The sequence below is a fragment of the Pseudomonas sp. NGC7 genome (assembly GCF_047159675.1).
GTDB classification, from domain to species: domain Bacteria; phylum Pseudomonadota; class Gammaproteobacteria; order Pseudomonadales; family Pseudomonadaceae; genus Aquipseudomonas; species Aquipseudomonas kermanshahensis.
In genome coordinates this window covers 899,088-917,118 of the sequence record NZ_BAAFZY010000001.1, presented here as the reverse complement: position 1 = coordinate 917,118, position 18,031 = coordinate 899,088, and the positions used below count along the sequence as shown (strand labels likewise).

Sequence of the window (18,031 nt, the reverse complement as noted above, 5' to 3'; positions counted from 1 at the left end):
ACACCTGTTTCGGGCCAGTGAGGCCTGTAATGTTGGCGCGCGACCGCCTTTGTTGATTCGACACGATATTGAGGTGGGCGGTCAGGGGCCACGCGCCAATGGCTCAGGAATAATTGGCCCGAAACAGGTGTAGGAGCAGCCTTGTGCTGCGAAGCGCCGCGCGGGCGGCGCTCGATCTCATAGGCGCCTCGGAACCGTGTCCTGCACCCACTTGCCATGCTGTTTTACGGCAAGAACAACCTGAACAACCCGCCCCCCAGCGCCCCGCCATTGGAAATTTCAATCCGCCCCCTCACCCCATCGCTCTCATGCAGCGCCGCGATCCGCGCAGCGAAATACAGGCCCAGGCCCGTACTGCCACTGTGTGAATCGATGCCCTGGATGAACTCTTCCTGGCGCTCGAGCATGCGCTGTGGATAACCCGGGCCGTCATCGTTGACGCAGATGACCAGTTGATTCGCCTCTTCCTCGATGCTGATCAACAACGCATGCCCGGCAAACCGGGTGGCGTTGGTGATCACGTTGGCGATCACCGATGCCACCAGCTCTCGGTCGAAGAAGCCCAGCGGGTTGTCGGTGTCGATGCGCCAGGTGGCGAGGATGTCGTTGTGCTTGAGCACTTCTTGGTGGGCCGCCAGTTGGGCTTCGATGAAGTCATCCAGCTCATGGTAGTCCGGGCACACCGGCAGCTGGTTCACGCCCAGTTTGTACAACCCCAGCAGTTGCACCAGCATACCGTTGAGGTGCCGGAACTCATGTTCCATCACCCCTTGCTCGGTGCCGCCGCGCAACTCTTCAGGTAAGCGCGCCAGCCACTGGTCATGGGACTGAATCAGCGCGGACAGGGAGTTCTTGAGGTCGTGCACGGTGGAGGCGATCACCGTGGAAAAATCCAGCCCCTGATTGTCTTGATTCATGCGCCGAACACTCGGATGTGCAGTTTGCCATAGCGGTCATAGCGGTTGTCGCTGGCAGGGATGCCGGCCACGCTGGTCAAGGCGTCGCGGCATTCCTGCATGATCGCAGGCTGTGGGTCATCCCCCCCGATGCGCAGCAGCGCCTGGGCGGTGTTGAGGGCGATGCTGATGTTCTTGGGTTGCAAGGCCAAGGCCTTGCGGAACAACTGCAGCGCTTCGTCGAGCTGACCTCCCTGGTAACTACGCACTCCCTGGCGGTTGAGGGTGACGGCCTCGGTGATCGCATTGAGCACCGCCGGATCATCCGTCAGCTTGGCCACCCTCTGCATCACTTTGGGGTCGTCGCCGTAACTTTCAACGCAGCTTTTGAGCACGCCGAGCGCGGCCGCTTCCTGCCCTGACGCCTGCAGCTGAGCCGCCACCGTCAACGCGGCATCGACCGAGAAAAACTGCTCCATCTTGTCCAGACGCTGCATGGCCTGCTCGGTGAGCTTGGCGGCCGTCTCGGCATCGCCGGCTTGCTGCAGGCTGGCGGCCTTCATCATGCGGGCGCGTACCTGCAAGCCCTGATCTTCAGGGTATTCCTTGGCCACTTCACTGAGCACGGTGTTGATCTCGACGCGGGTACGGGCGTCGAGGCCAAAACCTGCGTTCTTGTTCATCAGCGCCTGAACCAGGCCAAGGTTGTTCTCGGCATCCTTGTAGCGCGAGCTCTGCCCCTGGTTCACGGCATGGCGGAACGCCTTGGAGGCACTTTCGAAATCTTCGTTGCCCAGCGCCAGCTTGCCCAGCGTGGACTGCCGGCGTACCGACAGCGGCGACAGGCGCACCGCCTCTTCCAGCATGTTCTGCGCGCGCTTGGTCTCGCCCTGCGCCACCAGCACTTCAGCCATACCGTCGTACAGGCCCGGCATGATCGGGAAGGCTTTCAGGGCCTGTTCATACACACCCTGGGCCTGGGCATTCTGGCCACGCTTGTGCATCAAGCTGCCCAGCGCCGAATACACCCACGGCTGCGGGCGGCTGGCGAGAATGGCCTTGAGAAACTTTTCCAGCTCGTCGAAGCGATTGAGCCCGCGCAAGGCATCGGCGCGGTAGCGCAGGCACAGGGGGGCGAAACGCGGGTCCTTCTTGCACAGCTCGGCACATGCTGCCAGGACTTCGGCCGGGCGGCCGCGGTCCAGCGCCTGGAGGATCGGCTTGAGCAAGGTCTTGCGCTGGAACAGCTTCTCGACGCGCTGGGCCAGGCCCACCCGGTTGAACGGCTTGGTCAGGTAGGCATCGGGCTCATGCTCGATGGCACTGAGGACGATGGCCTGGCTGCTCTCGGCGGTCACCATGATGAACACGCATTCATGGCTGATGTGCTTGTCGAGGATCAGGTCCTCAAGCACCTGCTGGCCGTTCTTCTTGCCGTCGCCCAGGTGGAAATCCTGCAGGATGAAGTCATAACGCTTCTGCGCACACATGCGCAGCGCCTGCTCGCCGCTGTCGGCCGTGTCCACGTCGCGCACACCCAGTTCGCGCAACATGGAACGGGTCGACGTACGAAAGTCGGTAAAGTCGTCGACGATCAGAAAGCTCTTTTGCCCGTACTGCAGCATCAACACGACCTGTATTGGGATGATTGAAAAATCGCGCAAGGCGATGCATACCACCGAATGCTATATCGGCAGCCGGCCGGGAAAGATGAGGATAGAGCACGCAGCGCGCTAAACAACGGCCCAGTAATAGCCTCAAGCCATTACTTTAGCGGGCAAACCCCTGGTGCGGCTACTGTCAGGCCAGCAGGCCCAGCGCCTTCGCTTTGGCCACCGCCTGGGTGCGGCGCTCGACGCCCAGTTTGCTGTTGATATGGCTGGCATGGGTCTTCACGGTGTGCAGCGAGATGAACAGCCGTTCGCTGATCTGCTGGTTGGAACAGCCTTGGGCGATCAGCTCAAGCACGGCCCGCTCCCGCCCACTCAAAGCCTCGCCACTGCCACTGCTAACGGCAGGTAACGGAGGCAGGCGCTTGAGCAGTTCGACCTGGACCGGGCAAGCCGAGCGCGCTGCAAGCTGCTCGTGCAGCCACTGCGGGTGTTTTTCGAGCAAGGGTTGGAACGGTTGCAGGACACCGCCTTGGGCGGCCTCGAGTGCCTTTGGCAGCAGCCCGGCAGCCTGCGCGTCTCGGCCTTCAGCGAGCAGCAGGGCGAGCCACTGGCACAGTGCACTGACGGCCAGCAGCATGCCGCCACTGGCCACGCCACGTTCGACCAGCCCTGACAGGCGCTGAACCGACGCCTCGGTGCGCAACTGGATACGCTCGAGCAATGCCTGCTGCAGTTCGATATGCAGGGGTAATAGCGGGTGGAACTCCGGCGCTGCTGCCGGTTGCTCGCCACCGTAGGTTTGCCCCAGCCGCAGCAACCAGGATTCGGCAAGATCGGTGCGCCCCTGTGCCAACCACAGTTCGCACTTCACCAGGGTAATCATGGCCAAGTAGTAGATCGGTGGAACATCCCAGATGTGCATCAGCCGCTCCGCCTCGGCCAGCTCGGCGAACGCTTCGGCGAAGTGGCCCTCGCGGCCATCGAGCGTGGCAATGACGCAGTGGCCGATCAGCACGCTGATGTCTCGGCAGGCACGCGCTTCGCCAAGCCCCGCACGCAAGCGCGCACGGCCTTGGGCTGATTGCAGGCGCGACACCAGCAGGTAACCCTCGTAGAGCGTCAGCCTGGCCCGAACGGCGTACAACCGCTGCCCCGACAGCCCCTGCAGGCGCTGCAGGCCCTGGCGCACTTCGTCCAGCGCCCGCAACACTTCACCCCGGGCATGCAGCACCCGTGCTCGATCGTAATGAGCCAGGGCTTCGAACAGCGGGTTGCCGACGCGCTGGGCCAGCTCCAGGGCTTCGCGGTTCCAGCCGCGTGCATGCCAGAAGTCGGCATCGGTGATGGCCAGGTTGGACAGTGTCGACAGGCACACCAAGCGCTGGCCGTAGCGCTTGCACGGCAAGCTTTGCAAGGCTTCGCCACAGTAGGCCAGGGTACGCGCGCGATCCCCCCGCCCCCGCGCGATCACCCCACTCAGGGCCAGCCACTGGGCCAGCATGGACTTCTGTGCGGTCGCCGAGGGCGCAGGCAGAAAACGGCTGAGGTAGCTTGCCAGTTCTTCGGCCGCATCCAGCTGGCACGCCAGCCCCAACGCCCAGCTGTACAGCACGATCAGGCGCGGCGTGCTGATCAGCAAGCTGTCGGGCAGGTCCATCTTCCAGCGCAGCAACATGCCCACGTTCTGCTCGGCCAGCAGTTGCTCCTCGGAGAGGCTCTGCACCAGGTCGGCCGCCACGTCGAGGTGGCCGGCCCGCAGCGCCTGCTCAACCGCCTCGTCCAGCAAACCCTGGGCCTCGAACCAGCGGCACGCCCGCAGGTGCAGGCGCGCTGGCGGTTCGCTGGCCTGGCGGCTTCGCAGCAGGTCGGAGAACAGGTGATGGTAACGAAACCAGTGGCCGTGCTCGTCCAGGGGTACCAGAAACACTTGATGGGCCTGCAGGAAGCGCAGGATATCGGCGCTGTCCTGGCGGTCGCGCAGGGCATCGCAAAGCTGGGCACAGAAGCGCTCCTGGCACGCCGTGTCGTAGAGAAAGGCCTGCACGTCGGCCGGCAGGATCTCGATGACTTCTTCCAGCAAGTAGTCGCGTATCAACCCCTCGCCACCGTGCAGTGCGTGGGGCAAGGCGTGCTCATCACCGGACTCGCTGGCGGCTAGCTGCCAGAAGCGCAGCCCGGCCACCCAGCCGTCACTGCGCTGGATCAGGTTATCCAGCGCCTGGCCGCGCAAGCCGGTGGGCTGGCGGCCGATTACCGCCAGTGACTCGTCGGGTGTCAGCCGCAGCTCTTGCTCGTTGAGTTCGACCAGTTGACGCGACAGGCGCAGGCGCGCCAGGTGCCAGTCTGGGCGCTGGCGGCTGGTGATCAACAGCACCAGGCCACTGGGCAAGTGATTGAGGAAAAACTGCAGGCAGCGGTCGAGTACGGGCCCTTGGGCCAAATGGTAATCGTCCAGCACCAACAGCAGGGGCGTATCGGCTTGCAGGTATTGGGCAAGTTCATCGAGCAGGCCGTCGATCCACTCCTCGAACGCGAAGGGCTGGTGGCGCTGGCGCATTTTCAGCAGGCCCATGGCTTGGCCACCCAATGCAGGGCAGTACTGCTGCAGGCCTTCGAGCAGCCGTTCGAGAAAACGGCCGGGGTCGGCATCGCGCTGGCTCAGGCCAAGCCAAAGGCTACGCCAGTGCTCCGGCAGGGATTCGCAGAACTCGATGGCCAGCGAGCTCTTGCCAAAGCCCGCCGGTGCGTTGACCAGCAGTAACCGCCCATTGAGGCCGGCGTGCAAACGCTGACACAACCGCGTACGCGGCACATGGCCGTCCGGCAGCGGCGGCCGGAAGAAACGCCCGTCCAGCAGGCCTAGGGCCTGGCTGGCGAATCCATGCGTACGGGACAGATCTGTCATGGCCGGCTCGTTCTGAAGGGAAGACAACGGCGGTACGGATGTTTGCGAGACTAGCGGGTAATGCAGCGCATTTGAAGATGATGGGCACAATAGGCCTGTAAAAGACTACGACAAAAAGCAACAACCCTGATGGACAGGGGCTGGAGCGGGGGTTTGGTTGGGTATTCAGCAGATTTATTGCCCGCGCCCACAGGGATTGCGTAGCTTTCAAGGCCAGTGCAGTACCGGTAGGAGCAGCCTTGTGCTGCGAAGAGGCCGATAAGGCTAGAGATTATCTTCGGCTGCAATGGCCTCTTCGCAGCACAAGGCTGCTCCTACAGGGCTTGTGTTTGCCCTGAAACCATCGCCGGAGCAGGATAAAAAAACGTCCCGGGCAAGCCGGGACGTTCTGGGGATCACAGGAGTGGAAGGCTTTCAGATTAACGTACACCTGCCTGGCGCAGGGCCGCGGGCTGGAAATCAGCCTTGCTGGCACTGAAGCCGAAGTCGTAGGCACGCTTCTCTTCGTTCTTCATGCCCAGCGCCAAATAACGACCCGACTGCAGGTCGTAGATGGTTTCCAGGGTGTACCAAGGCACCTCTTTGTTGTAGTACGGCTGGGAATGGGCTTCGGAAACGCGCCACAGCTGGCCACGGCCGTCGTACTGGTCGATCACTGCGGCCTGCCAGGTGTCTTCATCGATGTAGAAGTCACGCTTGGCGTAGATGTGCCGCTGGCCTGGCTTGAGGGTTGCGACCACGTGCCAGACGCGGCGCAGCTCGTAGCGCGACAAGTCTTGGTTAATGTGCCCGGCCTTGATGATGTCGGTGTACTTCAGCTTGGGGTCATCCAGCTTGAAGGCGTTGGAGGCGATGTACAGTTCCTTCTTGCCTTCCAGCTTCCAGTCGTAGCGGTCTGGCGCACCGTTGAACATGTCCAGGTTGTCCGAGGTACGCAGGCCGTCGGCAGCGGTACCGGGGCCGTCGTACGACACTTGCGGTGCCTGCCGTACACGACGCTGGCCGGCGTTGTAGATCCACGCCTTGCGCGGCTCCTTCACCTGGTCGAGGGTTTCGTGCACCAGCAGCACGGTCCCGGCCAGGCGAGCGGGCGCGGTCACTTCCTGCTTGAAGTAGAACAGGATATTACCCGGGTTGCTTGCGTCGTAATCCTTCATCTTGTCGCGGAAGACGAACTGGTCGGAGAAGTACACCGGGTTGAAAGAGCCGTTCTGCTGTGGGGTAGCCTGAGTAACCAGGCGGCTGACACTGCCCCCTCGGTAGCGTGTGATGTGGTTCCAGATCACTTCCAGGCCGCTTTTCGGGATCGGGAACGGCACCGCCGTATCGAAGTTGTTCAAGCCGTTGCCGCCTTCCACCAGTGTGGTCTGGGTGGCGTTTTTCTTGATGGCGGCGAATACATCGTCAGGCACGGTGGAGCCGCGGTGGGTCTTGAACACCGGGATCTTGAAGGTGTCTGGGTAGCGCTTGAACATTGCCACCTGGCCCGGCGAGAGCTTGTCCTTGTACTGGTCGACGTTCTGCGCGGTGATGGTGAACAGCGGCTTTTCACTGCCATACGGGTCGGAAAGGAACCCCTTGGCATCGACGCTGCCCGCTGATTTCGACAGCGGTTGCCAAGCACTGATCGAGCCATCGGCGTTACCGGCCTTTTCGGCGCCCATCGGGGTCAGGGTGCTGCCCAGCTTGGCCGCCTCATCGGCAGACACCGCTGCCATGACACTGGTCGCCAGCAGGGACAGGCCCAGCACACCGGCTTGCAGCAGACTTCTGGTCTTGTTCATGTCGTGTCGTCCTGGATCAGTATTCTTAGAAGTTCACGCCGAAGCTGAGGGCGACGAAGTCGCGGTCATCCACGGTGCTGTACTTGCCGTCGAAGAAGTTGGTGTACGACAGGCTCGCCGTGTAGGTGTTCTGGTACTCGGCGTCCAGGCCCAGGCTGACGGCCTTGCGGCCTTCTTCAAAGTTGGCGCCAGGGCCGGGCGAGTAGCCGGAAACGTCATGCGACCAGGCCACGCTCGGCTTGAGGTTGACCCCGGCGAAGACGTCGTTGTAGTCCCAGATGACCCGACCGCGGTAACCCCAGGAGGTGCTGGTGGTGTAGCCGTCGTTCTCGCACTTGCGATTCAGGTTGGTGGTCGATGCACCGGCACCCGCGCCTGCGATGGTGCTGGCGTTGAGCGCCTGGCAGGTGTCCGCGCCACCTGTGGCTGGCAGTGGGCCGGGGCCGAATACCGGGTCGCGGCCGTAGCGGGTTTCGTGGGCGTTTTCCAGGCCGCCGACATGGGTAACCCCCACCTCGCCCACCACGGTCATGCGGCTGGCGCCCATCACCTGGTCGAAGAAGTGCGTCAGGGTGGTCTGGAACTGGGTGATTTCCTTGCGACGGTAGCCGTGCAGGTCTTGGCCAGGGGTACCGGAGAGCAGCGAAGCGTTGCTCAGGGCGCCACCAATCGGGCGTACACCCGAGAACAGGATGTCGGTGGTATTGAGCTGCACAGGCGCGTTGGGGCGGTAGCTGACTTCACCACTCCAGGCGGTACCGGTAGGCAGCGTGGTGGAGAAGCTCAGGCCGTACAGGCGGATGTCCTCAGGGTACTCGACGAAGTACTCGGAGTTACCGGCCACGATCAGCGGTGCCAGCGCGCGCAACTGTGCCGGCAGGGCACTCAGGCCAGCGAACACGGAGGGCGGGGCACCGGTGGCGCTGAAGATCGGCGCACGGCTGTGGTAGTTCATGAAGTAGGCACCGAACTCGGTGTCCAGCGGGTCGAACATGTAGCGCAGCGCCACACCGAACTGGCCGCTGTCACGCGCATCACGGTCGGCCCCGCGGCGCACCATCACGCCTTCCTCGTTGATGTTAACGCCCTGGGTGGCGAGGAACTGCTGGGCCGCGCCCGGTACTGTGCGGCTGCTGTTGAGCACGCGCAGGTTGTCGGTACAGCCGTCGGCAATGATGTCCGGCTGCGAGAAGAACGTGCCGCAGTTGTCGACGACGGTCTGGTCCCATTCGATCTGGTAGAAGGCCTCGGCCGACAGGTTGTCGGTCAGGCTCTGGGAGATGTAGAACATGTTGACCGGGATCAGGCCTTCCTTGATCTCGGCCCCAGGGCGGCGGAACGCGGACACGTCGATCGGGTTGATCGAGTTGATACCACCGCCGATGAAGGTACTCTCACCCCAGCTGACAACCTGCTTGCCCAGGCGCACCGAGCCTGGCATGTCGCCAATCGAATAGTTGTGGTAGACGAACGCATCGAGCAGTTCGGCGCCGGACGACTTGGCGCCTTCCTTGCGGTTGGAGTCGCTGATGTCCTTGAACTGGCGGCTTTCGTCCTTGAGTTCGAAGTCGTACCAGTACTTGCCACGCACGAACACCCCGGTGTCGCCGTACTTGAGCTCCAGGTCGTGGATGCCCTTGAAGATCTTGGAGAAGGTCTCGCCACGCTTGAAGTTGAGGTGGCCGTCATCGGAGGTCTGCGACAGCCCCTTGCCGCCATTGTTGACCCCGATCAGGTTCTTGTTCGGGCTGGCGGTCGACCAGCTGGCGCCAACGGAGAGCGACGAGTCGAACTGCCCTTCGATTTCACCTATGTTGAAACTGACAGCGAAAGCAGGACTTGCGAGCGTGGAAGCAAGGCTGACGGCCAAGGGCAACTTGGCCCGGCGCCAGAACAGGTTTGCAGATTTCATCGACGCTACTCCATGTACTTTTTTGTTATGGCAGTGAGTCCTTTCAGAAACGGTCCGTGGGACCGGTGTGCAGGTTTGCACCTGCGGCGACACGGCTTGCGCGTGTCGCCCTCCCCCATTTCTGAAAATCTCCTGGCCTCGACTATAGCCAGCAAGGCACAGGCGCTTGATCCCTCTAAAGTGTGATTTGCGCTCCGTGCCGCCAACTCGCTACGAGGTTTTTCGGGTTACGTGCTGGCCGTGCTGAAGCATGGCGCATTTTTCCTGTTTGGCAAGGCGCCGAGCTCTCTAGCCTGCGGGTCGTGTTCTGTCGTCCACCACCCGCACGGGGGTTACAGGGTAGAAAGGAACGCACTGTTACTGGCCTGCCACTGGACGATGTCCTGGCGGATGCGTTTCTTGTCGAGTTTGCCAACACTGGTCTTGGGAATTTCAGTAACAACGGCAATCTGGCTTGGAATCGCCCATTTATTGATGTGCCCTTCTTCGACAAAAGGCTTGAGGTGGTCCTTGAGTGACTTGGCATCGATGGCCTGCCCATCACGTACCACCAACAGGGCAAACGGCCGCTCGCCCCACTGCGGGTCGGCGATCCCCACCACCGCCACTTCGCGCACGGCCGAATGACGGCTGATCAAGTCTTCGAGGTCGAGCGAGGATATCCACTCACCGCCCGTCTTGATCACGTCCTTGATGCGATCGCGGATATCGATGTAGCCCATGCCGTCGAGGGTCGCGACATCACCGGTGTGCAGCCAGCCGCCCTGCCACAGCTCCTCGCTCTTTTGCGCCTCCTTGAAGTAACCCATGGTCAGCCAGGGCGCGCGCAGCACCAGTTCGCCCTGGGTCTCGCCATCGGCCGGGAGGAAATTGCCCTCGCCGTCGACGATCGCCGCCTCGACCAACGGCACCGGCACACCGGCCTTGATCCGGTAGGTGACACGCTCGTCCTCGCTGCCCGCCTGCAGTTCATCGTTCAGGTGCGCTGCCGAGATCAGCGGGCAGGTCTCGGACATGCCGTACGCGGCAGTCAGCTGGATGCCACGTGCCAGGGCCGCCTGATACAGCGAGCGGTTGAGCGCGCTGCCGCCGATGATGATCTTCCAGCCTGCGAAGTCCTGGCCCTGGGCGGTCGGGCAATTGAGCAACATCTGCAGGATGGTCGGCACGCAATGGGAGAAGGTGACCTGCTCTTCACGCCACAGCTTGACCAGCATGTCGGGCTCGTAACGCCCCGGGTACACCTGCTTCATGCCCAGCATGGTGGCGGCGTAGGGGATGCCCCAGGCATGCACGTGGAACATCGGGGTAATGGGCATGTACACATCATCGCTACCAATCAGGCGCACGCTGTCGATACTGCCAGTGACCGACGTTTCGGCCAGGGTATGCAGCACCAGCTGGCGATGGGTGAAGTACACCCCTTTGGGGTTGCCGGTGGTGCCGGTGGTGTAGAAGGTGGTGGCCACCGAGTTTTCGTCGAAATCCGGGAAGTCATAGCGCGGGCTGGCGGCGGCGAGCAACTGCTCGTACTCGCCCACCAGGTTGGGCAGCTCGGCGGTCTTGTCCGGGCCGTCGGTCAGCAGCAAGGTCTTGTCGACGGTGGTCAACTGCCCGGCGATTGCCTGGTAAAGGCCGACGAAGTCGCTGTTGACCAACACCACGCGGTCTTCGGCGTGGTTCATGGTGTAGAGGATTTGTTCTGGCGACAGGCGCACGTTGATGGTGTGCACCACCGCGCCGATCATCGGGATGGCGAACATGCATTCCAGGTAGCGATGGCTGTCCCAGTCCATCACCGCCACCGTGTCACCGGCCTTGACCCCGGCCTCTGTCAGGACATTGGCCAGGCGCGCGATACGCTCGTTGAGCTGTGGATAAGTCAGGCGCAGCTGATCGCGATAGACGATCTCGCGGGTTTTCTCGTAGCGGCTGCCGGACATCAGCAGGCGTTTGATCAGCAGGGGGTAGGCGTAGGCGCCTTCGGCGGGTTTGATGATGCGGGTCTGCAACATGGGTATCCCTTTTCTGAAAAACGGGCCGGACAAGTCTGGATCTACTGTAGTAGCTGAATGTGACGGTCAAATCAGCCGAAGGAATGATTTGGGCCGTTGAGGTATGAGTGGCAGGCGTTGACGCGCGGTAACCGCGGGCTAGACACTGCGGCTAACCCCTTCGGGCTTTGCACCGAAACCCATGCCCCATTTCCCGCCCCGCCACCGGAGAACCCCATGCCCAGCCCGCGTCGCGCCGTGTTCCTCGATCACCAGTCCCTGGACCTGGGTGACCTTGACCTGTCGCCCTTGCAATCGCAGTTCGAGGCGTTCGAGCTGTTTGCCGCCACCCGTCCGGAGCAGGTCGCCGAACGCCTGCAGGGCGCCGTTGCGGTAATCAGCAACAAGGTCATGCTGGATGCCGCGACCCTTGCCGCCAACCCGCAGCTCGAGCTGATCCTGGTGGCCGCCACCGGCACCAACAATGTCGACCTGGCGGCGGCCCGCGCCCAAGGCATCACCGTGTGCAACTGCCAGGGTTACGGCACGCCGTCGGTGGCCCAGCATACCCTCGCCCTGCTGCTGGCCTTGGCCACGCGGCTGTGCGACTACAACCAAGCAGTGGCCGACGGCCAATGGGCCAAGGCCAGCCAGTTCTGCCTGCTGGACTTCCCCATCGTCGAGCTGGAGGGCAAGACCCTCGGCCTGCTCGGCCATGGCGAACTGGGCGGCGCAGTGGCGCGCCTGGCCGAAGCCTTCGGCATGCGCGTCTTGAGCGGGCAGATCCCCGGCCGCCCGGAGCGGGCCGACCGCATGCCCCTGGAAGACCTGCTGCCGCAAGTGGACGCGCTGACCTTGCATTGCCCGTTGAACGAGCATACCCGGCACATGATCGGGGCCCGTGAGCTGGCCTTGCTCAAGCCCGGCGCCCTGGTGGTGAATACCGCACGGGGTGGCTTGATCGACGAACAGGCTCTGGCCGACGCCCTGCGCCAAGGCCACCTGGGTGGCGCCGCTACTGACGTGCTGAGCGTCGAGCCACCGGTCGACGGCAACCCGCTGCTGGCAGGCGATATCCCGCGCCTGATCATCACCCCGCACAGTGCCTGGGGGGCAGTGGAGTCGCGCCAGCGCATCGTCGGCCAGCTCAGCGAGAATGCCCAGGCCTATTTCGCCGGTCAGCCACGCCGCGTGGTCAGCTGAGCGCAGCGTTAGCCTCTGCTACACTGCGCGACTTTTTTTACAGGAGGCGTCGTCCATGGACCCGCGCAGTGAAGTGTTGCTCCGCCAGGCGGACCTGTTCCAAGGCCCGCTGCTGCTCGCCGGCGCGCCCGCCGACGACCTGCTCGGCCACCTGCCCATGGCACATGGCTGGACCTGGCATGCCGGTGACCAGGCCATGCTCGAGGGCCGCTTCGCTGGCCGTAGCCATTACGGTGTCGAAGCCCCCCCGGTGGCCTTCGACAGCGCCGTGCTGTTCCTGCCCAAGTCCCGCGAGCTGGCCGCCTACCTGCTCAATGCGCTGGCCTCGCGCCTGGCCGGGCGCGAGCTGTACCTGGTCGGCGAGAAACGCGGCGGCATCGAAGGCGCGGCGAAGCAACTGCAGGCTTTTGGCAAACCGCGCAAGCTCGACAGCGCCCGGCATTGCCAGTTGTGGCAGGTGACCGTTGACCACGCGCCAGCGGCCACGCCGCTGGAAAGCCTGGCCGAGCGCTTCGAACTCGACCTCGAGGATGGCCCACTGCAAGTGGTCAGCCTGCCGGGCGTGTTCAGCCACGGCCGCCTCGACCGCGGCAGCGCCCTGCTGCTCAAGCACCTGGATGGCCTGCCAAGCGGGCATGTGCTGGACTTCGGTTGCGGTGCCGGGGTGCTGGGCGCCACGGTGAAACGCCGCTACCCGCAAAGCCGGCTGACCCTGCTCGACGTGGACGCGTTTGCCGTGGCAGCCAGCCGCCTGACATTGGCCGCCAACGGCCTGGAAGGTGAAGTGATCAGCGGTGATGGCATCGACGCGGCCCCTGCCGACCTGAGCGTGATCCTGAGCAATCCGCCGTTTCATACCGGCGTGCACACCAATTACCAGGCTTCAGAGAATTTGCTGAAAAAATCCGGCGTTCATCTGCGAAAAGGCGGCGAAATGCGCCTTGTCGCCAATAGCTTCCTGCGCTACCAGCCACTGATCGAAGGGGCCTTGGGTAACTGCCAGGTACGCGCCGAGGCTGACGGTTTCCGGATCTACCAGGCAACACGCGGATAAAAACAGCGCTTGCCGAAACCGCTTCGGCTAGGCAGAATCCGCACCGTCCTAGGGGAGTAGTCTCCCGCGAGCACCCAGCTCGCCCGGCACGCGTCAACATACTTGGCCCACAGGCCATGGCGCGTGCGACCCACTATGCAGAGCCTGCATAGAGAGATCCGCACAGACGGATCCGCGGTTTGACAAGACCTATGACACGCACACCTTACCCGGGGCGGGAAGGTTGTACGTGTCATAGCCGTGTCGACCCGCCCCCGTAGGAAACCTGATGCTGGAATCTCTGCTGGTCCCCACCGCCATCGTTGCCCTCGCCGAAATCGGCGACAAGACGCAACTGCTCGCGCTCATTCTCGCCGCTCGCTTCCGCAAGCCTTGGCCGATCATCGCCGGCATCATCGCCGCTACCCTGGCCAACCATGCCGCCGCGGGCGCCGTGGGTGCGTGGGTCGGCGGGTTCTTCAGCGACTCGGCGCTGCACTGGATCCTGGCCGCCAGCTTCACTGCCACGGCGCTGTGGACGCTGGTGCCGGACAAGATGGATGACGATGAAAACCCGGCGCGCCGCTTCGGCCCGTTCCTCACCACGCTGATTGCGTTTTTCCTCGCCGAGATCGGTGACAAGACCCAGGTGGCGACAGTCATGCTTGCCGCGCAATACCCGCACCTGATCATGGTCATCATCGGCACCACGCTGGGCATGCTGATTGCCAACGTGCCGGTGGTATTGGCGGGTAACTTTGCGGCAGACAAACTGCCGTTGACCCTGATTCGTCGACTGGCGGCTACCGCGTTCTTCGTGCTGGCGGTGGTGGCCGTGTACTCGGCGATGAAGGCCAGTGGCTGGGTAGGCTGATAGTCGCTGGGTAGGCTGACCGGTAGGAGCAGCCTTGTGCTGCGAAGAGGCCAGTGACAGCACAGTAGATCTTCGGCGCTGTCACCGGCCTCTTCGCAGCACAAGGCTGCTCCTACAGGACGCAGATTACTTCTTGGCAGCCTGATACAGCGGCATCACCTTCGGAATCGCTGCCTGCAACGAGGCAATACGGCTTTCGGACGCCGGGTGAGTGCTCATGAACTCAGGCGGCGCGCCTTCAGAAGCCTTGCTCATCTTGTTCCACAAGGTGATCGCGGCATTCGGGTCATAACCGGCACGTGCCGACAACTCTAGGCCGATCAGGTCCGCCTCGTTCTCATTGGCACGGCTGTTGGGCAAGGTCATGGCGTAGTTCACCACGGTGTCGGCCATGGCCATGCTGCTTTGGCCCAGGCCGAAGATGGCACCCGCACCCTGACGGGCCATTTCCACACCATAGGCCTTGGACATGGCTTCACGGCTGTGCTCACGCAGGGCGTGGGCGATCTCGTGACCGACCACCGCAGCAATCTCGGCATCGGTCAGCTTGAGTTGGTCGATCAGGCCGGTGTAAACGATGATCTTGCCGCCAGGGCCACAGTTGGCGTTGAGCTCGTCGCTCTTGATCACGTTGACTTCCCAGTTCCACTGGGCGGCATCCGGGCGAAACTTCGGCGCCTGGGCGATCAACCGGTCAGCGATGACTTGCACGCGCTTGGCATCGGCACTGGACTTGTCCAGCACGCCCTTGTTCGACGCCTCACCGAGGGTCTGCTGATAGGACTGGGCGTACATCTGGTTGACCTCATCGGTCGAGAGCATGCTGAACATGTACTGCTTGCGCTCGACACCGACGGCTCCGCCGCTGGTGGTATTCACCGCCTGGCAGCCTGCCAGCAGGATACCGGCACTCAACACACTGACAACAAATGACTTACGCATGAAAACACTCCCTTTTACATGCGGCGTATCCTAGGCTTAGTCGCCTGGACCCGCCATAGCCGCAGGGAAGAATTTTACCGGCTGCACGGCCCCGCTGCCTGGCCGGCGTCAGGCCGGTGTCAGGCACTCCGGTGCATCCAGTTTCGGGTCATTGACGAAGTTTGCCAATGCCCGCTCACGTAGCGTAGCCGGGGGGCTGGCGAGCAGCTCCTGCAGGCGTGTGATCGGCGTATCAGGGTCCAGCCAGGCCGCCTGCCCCGCCTCGTCCAGAATCAACGGCCGGCGCTGGTTCATGGCGGCCTGGGTCACCACCGCGCAGCTCAGCCAAACCTGGTCCTGCACCGGATAGGCCTCCCACACCGCCGCAAAATACAGTGACGACCCCTCCCCTGGGGTCAGCCAGTAGGGGCGTTTGCGCACCGTACCGCGCCATTCATAAAAGCCATTGGCCGGCATCAGGCAGCGGCGCTGGCGAAACGCTTCGCGGAACATCGGCTGTTCGGCAAGGGTTTCTGCTCGGGCATGGGCAGGCGTGCGGGAAAGGTCAGTGAGCCAGGCTGGCGTCAGGCCCCAGCGTGCCTTGGCCAAGCCATGCTCGCCGTCGACCTGGCGCTGGATCAACACCGACGCACCGGGCGAAATATTCCATTGTGCCGGCTGGCCGACGGGAAAGCCCGGCAGACTGGCAAGGGCCTGGGGCCAGCGAAACAGGGCGTAACGTCCACACATGGGCGAATTTTTTACCTAGCAGATCAAGGTACCGGGATAGCTCTCCGGTTCGTCACCAACCAGTGGCTGGGCATCATTGTACGCATCGATCAGCTGCCGTGCGTACTCGGCCTGCTCGTCGGGCACGGCAAGCCCCAGCAAACCCTGCATCGGCAGCTCACCGGCAGCACCCACCAGGTCGCGGCCGACCAGGTGCACCGAGATGCCCTCACTGGCCAGCATGCCCACCAGCATTTCAGCCTCCAGCAGGCTTTCCGGTTCGTAGATCCGTTGCATCAGGCATCGTCCTCGCGTCTGACATCAAGCATCCATTCGTCATCGTGCACCTGCAGGATCATCACCACAGGCTTGCAACAGACCTGGCAATCCTCGATGTAGACCTGGTCGCCAGCGGAGATATCGACAGTGGTTTCCACCCGTTCGCCACAATACGGGCAATGATAGGAGTCGGTTTCTAGCATCGCGGCCTCCACGGTGACTTATGCGTATAATTGCCGGTCTGATTACAGGGCCTGCGCGTGTTCGAGCCGTTTTTCGAACCCCGTCCCTACCTATTACCCTAGCCGTTTCCAACAAGAGAGCATGATGGGCGAATTCGATGCCATCCGACCGTACGACGACGCTGAGGTCCCTGCCGTGTTGGCACGCCTGCTCAGCGACCCGGCATTCCTCGATATCCTCACCCACTTCCGCTTCCCGCGTGCTGCCGCCCCACTCGGCTGGCTGCTCAAGCCACTGATCGCCCGCCGCCTGCGCAAGGAATTCGCCGGCGTCACCTGCGTGTCGACCTTGCAGGACAAAGTCGAATACTACGTCGACCAGACCATCGAGCGCGCCACCGATGGCGTTACCTATTCGGGTGTCGAGCAACTCAAGGCCGGCACCGCGTACCTGTTCCTGGCCAACCACCGCGACATCGTCATGGACCCGGCCTTCGTCAACTACGCCGTGTACCACGCTGGCCTGCCGACCCCGCGCATCGCCATCGGTGACAACCTGCTGCAAAAGCCCTTCGTCAGCGACATGATGCGCCTGAACAAAAGCTTCATCGTGCACCGCTCGCTCAGCGGTCGTCGCGAGAAGCTGGCGGCTTACCAGCTGCTCTCGGCCTACATCAACCACTCGATCCGCAACGATGGCGCATCGATCTGGATCGCCCAGGCCGAAGGCCGCGCCAAGGACGGCGACGACCGTACCGACTCGGCGATCCTCAAGATGTTCCACATGAGCCGCAAGGACGAGCCGTTCGGCGCGGTCATTCAGAGCCTGAACCTGACGCCGGTTTCGATCAGCTACGAGTACGACCCCTGCGACCAGGCCAAGGCCCGCGAGCTGTACATCCGCGCCACCACCGGCACCTACAAGAAGGCGCCGGGCGAGGACGACAACAGCATCGCCAAAGGCATCACTGGCTACAAGGGCCGGGTGCACATCAACTTTGCCGCGCCGGTGACCGAGTACTTCGAGGACACCAAGCAGCTGGCAGCCGAAATTGACCGGCAGGTCCTCGGTGGCTACCGGTTGTTCCCGGTGCACTACCTGGCCTACGCGATGTGGGACGAGAAGGATGAGGCACTGCAAGTGCCGAGCGCCGAGAAGGTGTTCCCAGGCGAAGAGCTGGCGCGTGCCAAGGAAGAATGGCAGTGTCGCTTGGAGGCTTGCCCTGAAGAACAGCGGCCGTACCTGGTGTTGCAATACGCGACGCCGGTGCGCAACCAGTACCAGGTCAAGCAGCAAACGCCAGTTGCCTGATCAACCCGGGGCTGCTTTGCAGCCCCAAGGTTTTACACCCAGGTACTGAACCAGGACAGCAGCAGCGCCATGGCCAGGCACGAAAAACCGAGAATATAGAAGTAACGCGGCACCCTCAGGTCAAACGCATCCACCACCCCCTCATCCACCGCCAGGCTTTCCCGCGTGACAGCCTCGCGCCGCCGTGCGCTGTGCAGCAGCATCCCGCCGGGGCACGTCATCAGCAACGCCAGCAGGTTGATCAGCTTGGTGGGATGGGCGGCCAGAAACCCCCAGAGCACTTGCAACGACATTACACAACCTCGGTTTGAAGGACGGCAAAGGCCGGCATTCTACCCAAGTCCGGCGTGGGCGCTCGGGCTCGGCGACAAAGTGTCACTAAATTTCATCTGTC

15 protein-coding genes and 1 riboswitch are annotated in these 18,031 nt (G+C 62.9%); of the genes, 4 read left to right on the top strand and 11 right to left on the bottom strand.

All coding sequences use genetic code 11. The features are described 5' to 3' along the window. Positions 1–224: 224 nt before the first annotated feature. From ACMCNM_RS04230 to ACMCNM_RS04205, 6 genes are all read right to left on the bottom strand, one after another. On the bottom strand, positions 225–917 hold the full coding sequence (locus ACMCNM_RS04230; protein ID WP_027594440.1) for a sensor histidine kinase: 693 nt from the start codon (positions 915–917) through the stop codon (positions 225–227). Then, a complete protein-coding gene (locus ACMCNM_RS04225) occupies positions 914–2,521 on the bottom strand; it encodes a tetratricopeptide repeat-containing response regulator (protein ID WP_027594441.1) in 1,608 nt (535 codons plus the stop codon). The genes ACMCNM_RS04230 and ACMCNM_RS04225 overlap by 4 nt, the downstream gene beginning before the upstream one ends. Positions 2,522–2,696: 175 nt before the next feature. Beyond that, a complete protein-coding gene (locus tag ACMCNM_RS04220; protein ID WP_412763987.1) occupies positions 2,697–5,414 on the bottom strand; it encodes a LuxR C-terminal-related transcriptional regulator in 2,718 nt (905 codons plus the stop codon). Positions 5,415–5,833: 419 nt separating this feature from the next. Then, on the bottom strand, positions 5,834–7,198 hold the full coding sequence (locus ACMCNM_RS04215; RefSeq protein ID WP_027594443.1) for a DUF1329 domain-containing protein: 1,365 nt from the start codon (positions 7,196–7,198) through the stop codon (positions 5,834–5,836). 25 nt (positions 7,199–7,223) lie between these two features. Continuing rightward, positions 7,224–9,110, bottom strand: coding sequence for a DUF1302 domain-containing protein (locus ACMCNM_RS04210; protein WP_027594444.1), 1,887 nt, complete (start codon positions 9,108–9,110; stop codon positions 7,224–7,226). A 332-nt stretch (positions 9,111–9,442) separates the two neighbouring features. Beyond that, positions 9,443–11,125 carry a fatty acid--CoA ligase gene (locus tag ACMCNM_RS04205; RefSeq protein ID WP_099428325.1) on the bottom strand — a complete coding sequence of 561 codons (1,683 nt, stop codon included), beginning with the start codon at positions 11,123–11,125 and terminating at the stop codon, positions 9,443–9,445. Positions 11,126–11,341: 216 nt separating this feature from the next. On the opposite strand from ACMCNM_RS04205, the gene ACMCNM_RS04200 reads away from it, so the two are divergent. The 3 genes from ACMCNM_RS04200 (at position 11,342) to ACMCNM_RS04190 (ending at position 14,214) form a co-directional block, all read left to right on the top strand. After that, positions 11,342–12,307 carry a 2-hydroxyacid dehydrogenase gene (locus ACMCNM_RS04200; protein WP_412763986.1) on the top strand — a complete coding sequence of 322 codons (966 nt, stop codon included), beginning with the start codon at positions 11,342–11,344 and terminating at the stop codon, positions 12,305–12,307. A gap of 55 nt (positions 12,308–12,362) precedes the next feature. Further along, positions 12,363–13,361: a class I SAM-dependent methyltransferase gene (locus ACMCNM_RS04195; RefSeq protein WP_186681749.1), complete on the top strand. Its 999-nt coding sequence runs from the start codon at positions 12,363–12,365 to the stop codon at positions 13,359–13,361. 39 nt (positions 13,362–13,400) lie between these two features. Continuing rightward, a riboswitch (yybP-ykoY riboswitch) is annotated at positions 13,401–13,608 on the top strand. 21 nt (positions 13,609–13,629) lie between these two features. Then, positions 13,630–14,214, top strand: a complete 585-nt coding sequence (locus tag ACMCNM_RS04190) for a TMEM165/GDT1 family protein (RefSeq protein ID WP_027594448.1) — start codon at positions 13,630–13,632, stop codon at positions 14,212–14,214. 126 nt (positions 14,215–14,340) lie between these two features. Here ACMCNM_RS04190 and ACMCNM_RS04185 read toward each other — a convergent pair whose 3' ends face one another. From ACMCNM_RS04185 to ACMCNM_RS04170, 4 genes are all read right to left on the bottom strand, one after another. Then, positions 14,341–15,156: a M48 family metallopeptidase gene (locus tag ACMCNM_RS04185; protein WP_027594449.1), complete on the bottom strand. Its 816-nt coding sequence runs from the start codon at positions 15,154–15,156 to the stop codon at positions 14,341–14,343. 108 nt (positions 15,157–15,264) lie between these two features. Then, a complete protein-coding gene (locus tag ACMCNM_RS04180; protein ID WP_085274099.1) occupies positions 15,265–15,885 on the bottom strand; it encodes an SOS response-associated peptidase in 621 nt (206 codons plus the stop codon). 15 nt (positions 15,886–15,900) lie between these two features. Continuing rightward, positions 15,901–16,161, bottom strand: coding sequence for a putative signal transducing protein (locus tag ACMCNM_RS04175; protein WP_027594451.1), 261 nt, complete (start codon positions 16,159–16,161; stop codon positions 15,901–15,903). Further along, a complete protein-coding gene (locus tag ACMCNM_RS04170; RefSeq protein ID WP_186681747.1) occupies positions 16,161–16,346 on the bottom strand; it encodes a CPXCG motif-containing cysteine-rich protein in 186 nt (61 codons plus the stop codon). The genes ACMCNM_RS04175 and ACMCNM_RS04170 overlap by 1 nt, the downstream gene beginning before the upstream one ends. A 121-nt stretch (positions 16,347–16,467) precedes the next feature. On the opposite strand from ACMCNM_RS04170, the gene ACMCNM_RS04165 reads away from it, so the two are divergent. Next, positions 16,468–17,637: a 1-acyl-sn-glycerol-3-phosphate acyltransferase gene (locus ACMCNM_RS04165; protein WP_412763985.1), complete on the top strand. Its 1,170-nt coding sequence runs from the start codon at positions 16,468–16,470 to the stop codon at positions 17,635–17,637. A 32-nt stretch (positions 17,638–17,669) separates the two neighbouring features. Here the strand turns inward: ACMCNM_RS04165 and ACMCNM_RS04160 are convergent, their stop codons facing one another. Next, complete coding sequence (locus ACMCNM_RS04160) at positions 17,670–17,930, bottom strand: hypothetical protein (protein ID WP_027594454.1); 261 nt, start codon at positions 17,928–17,930, stop codon at positions 17,670–17,672. Positions 17,931–18,031: the final 101 nt, after the last annotated feature.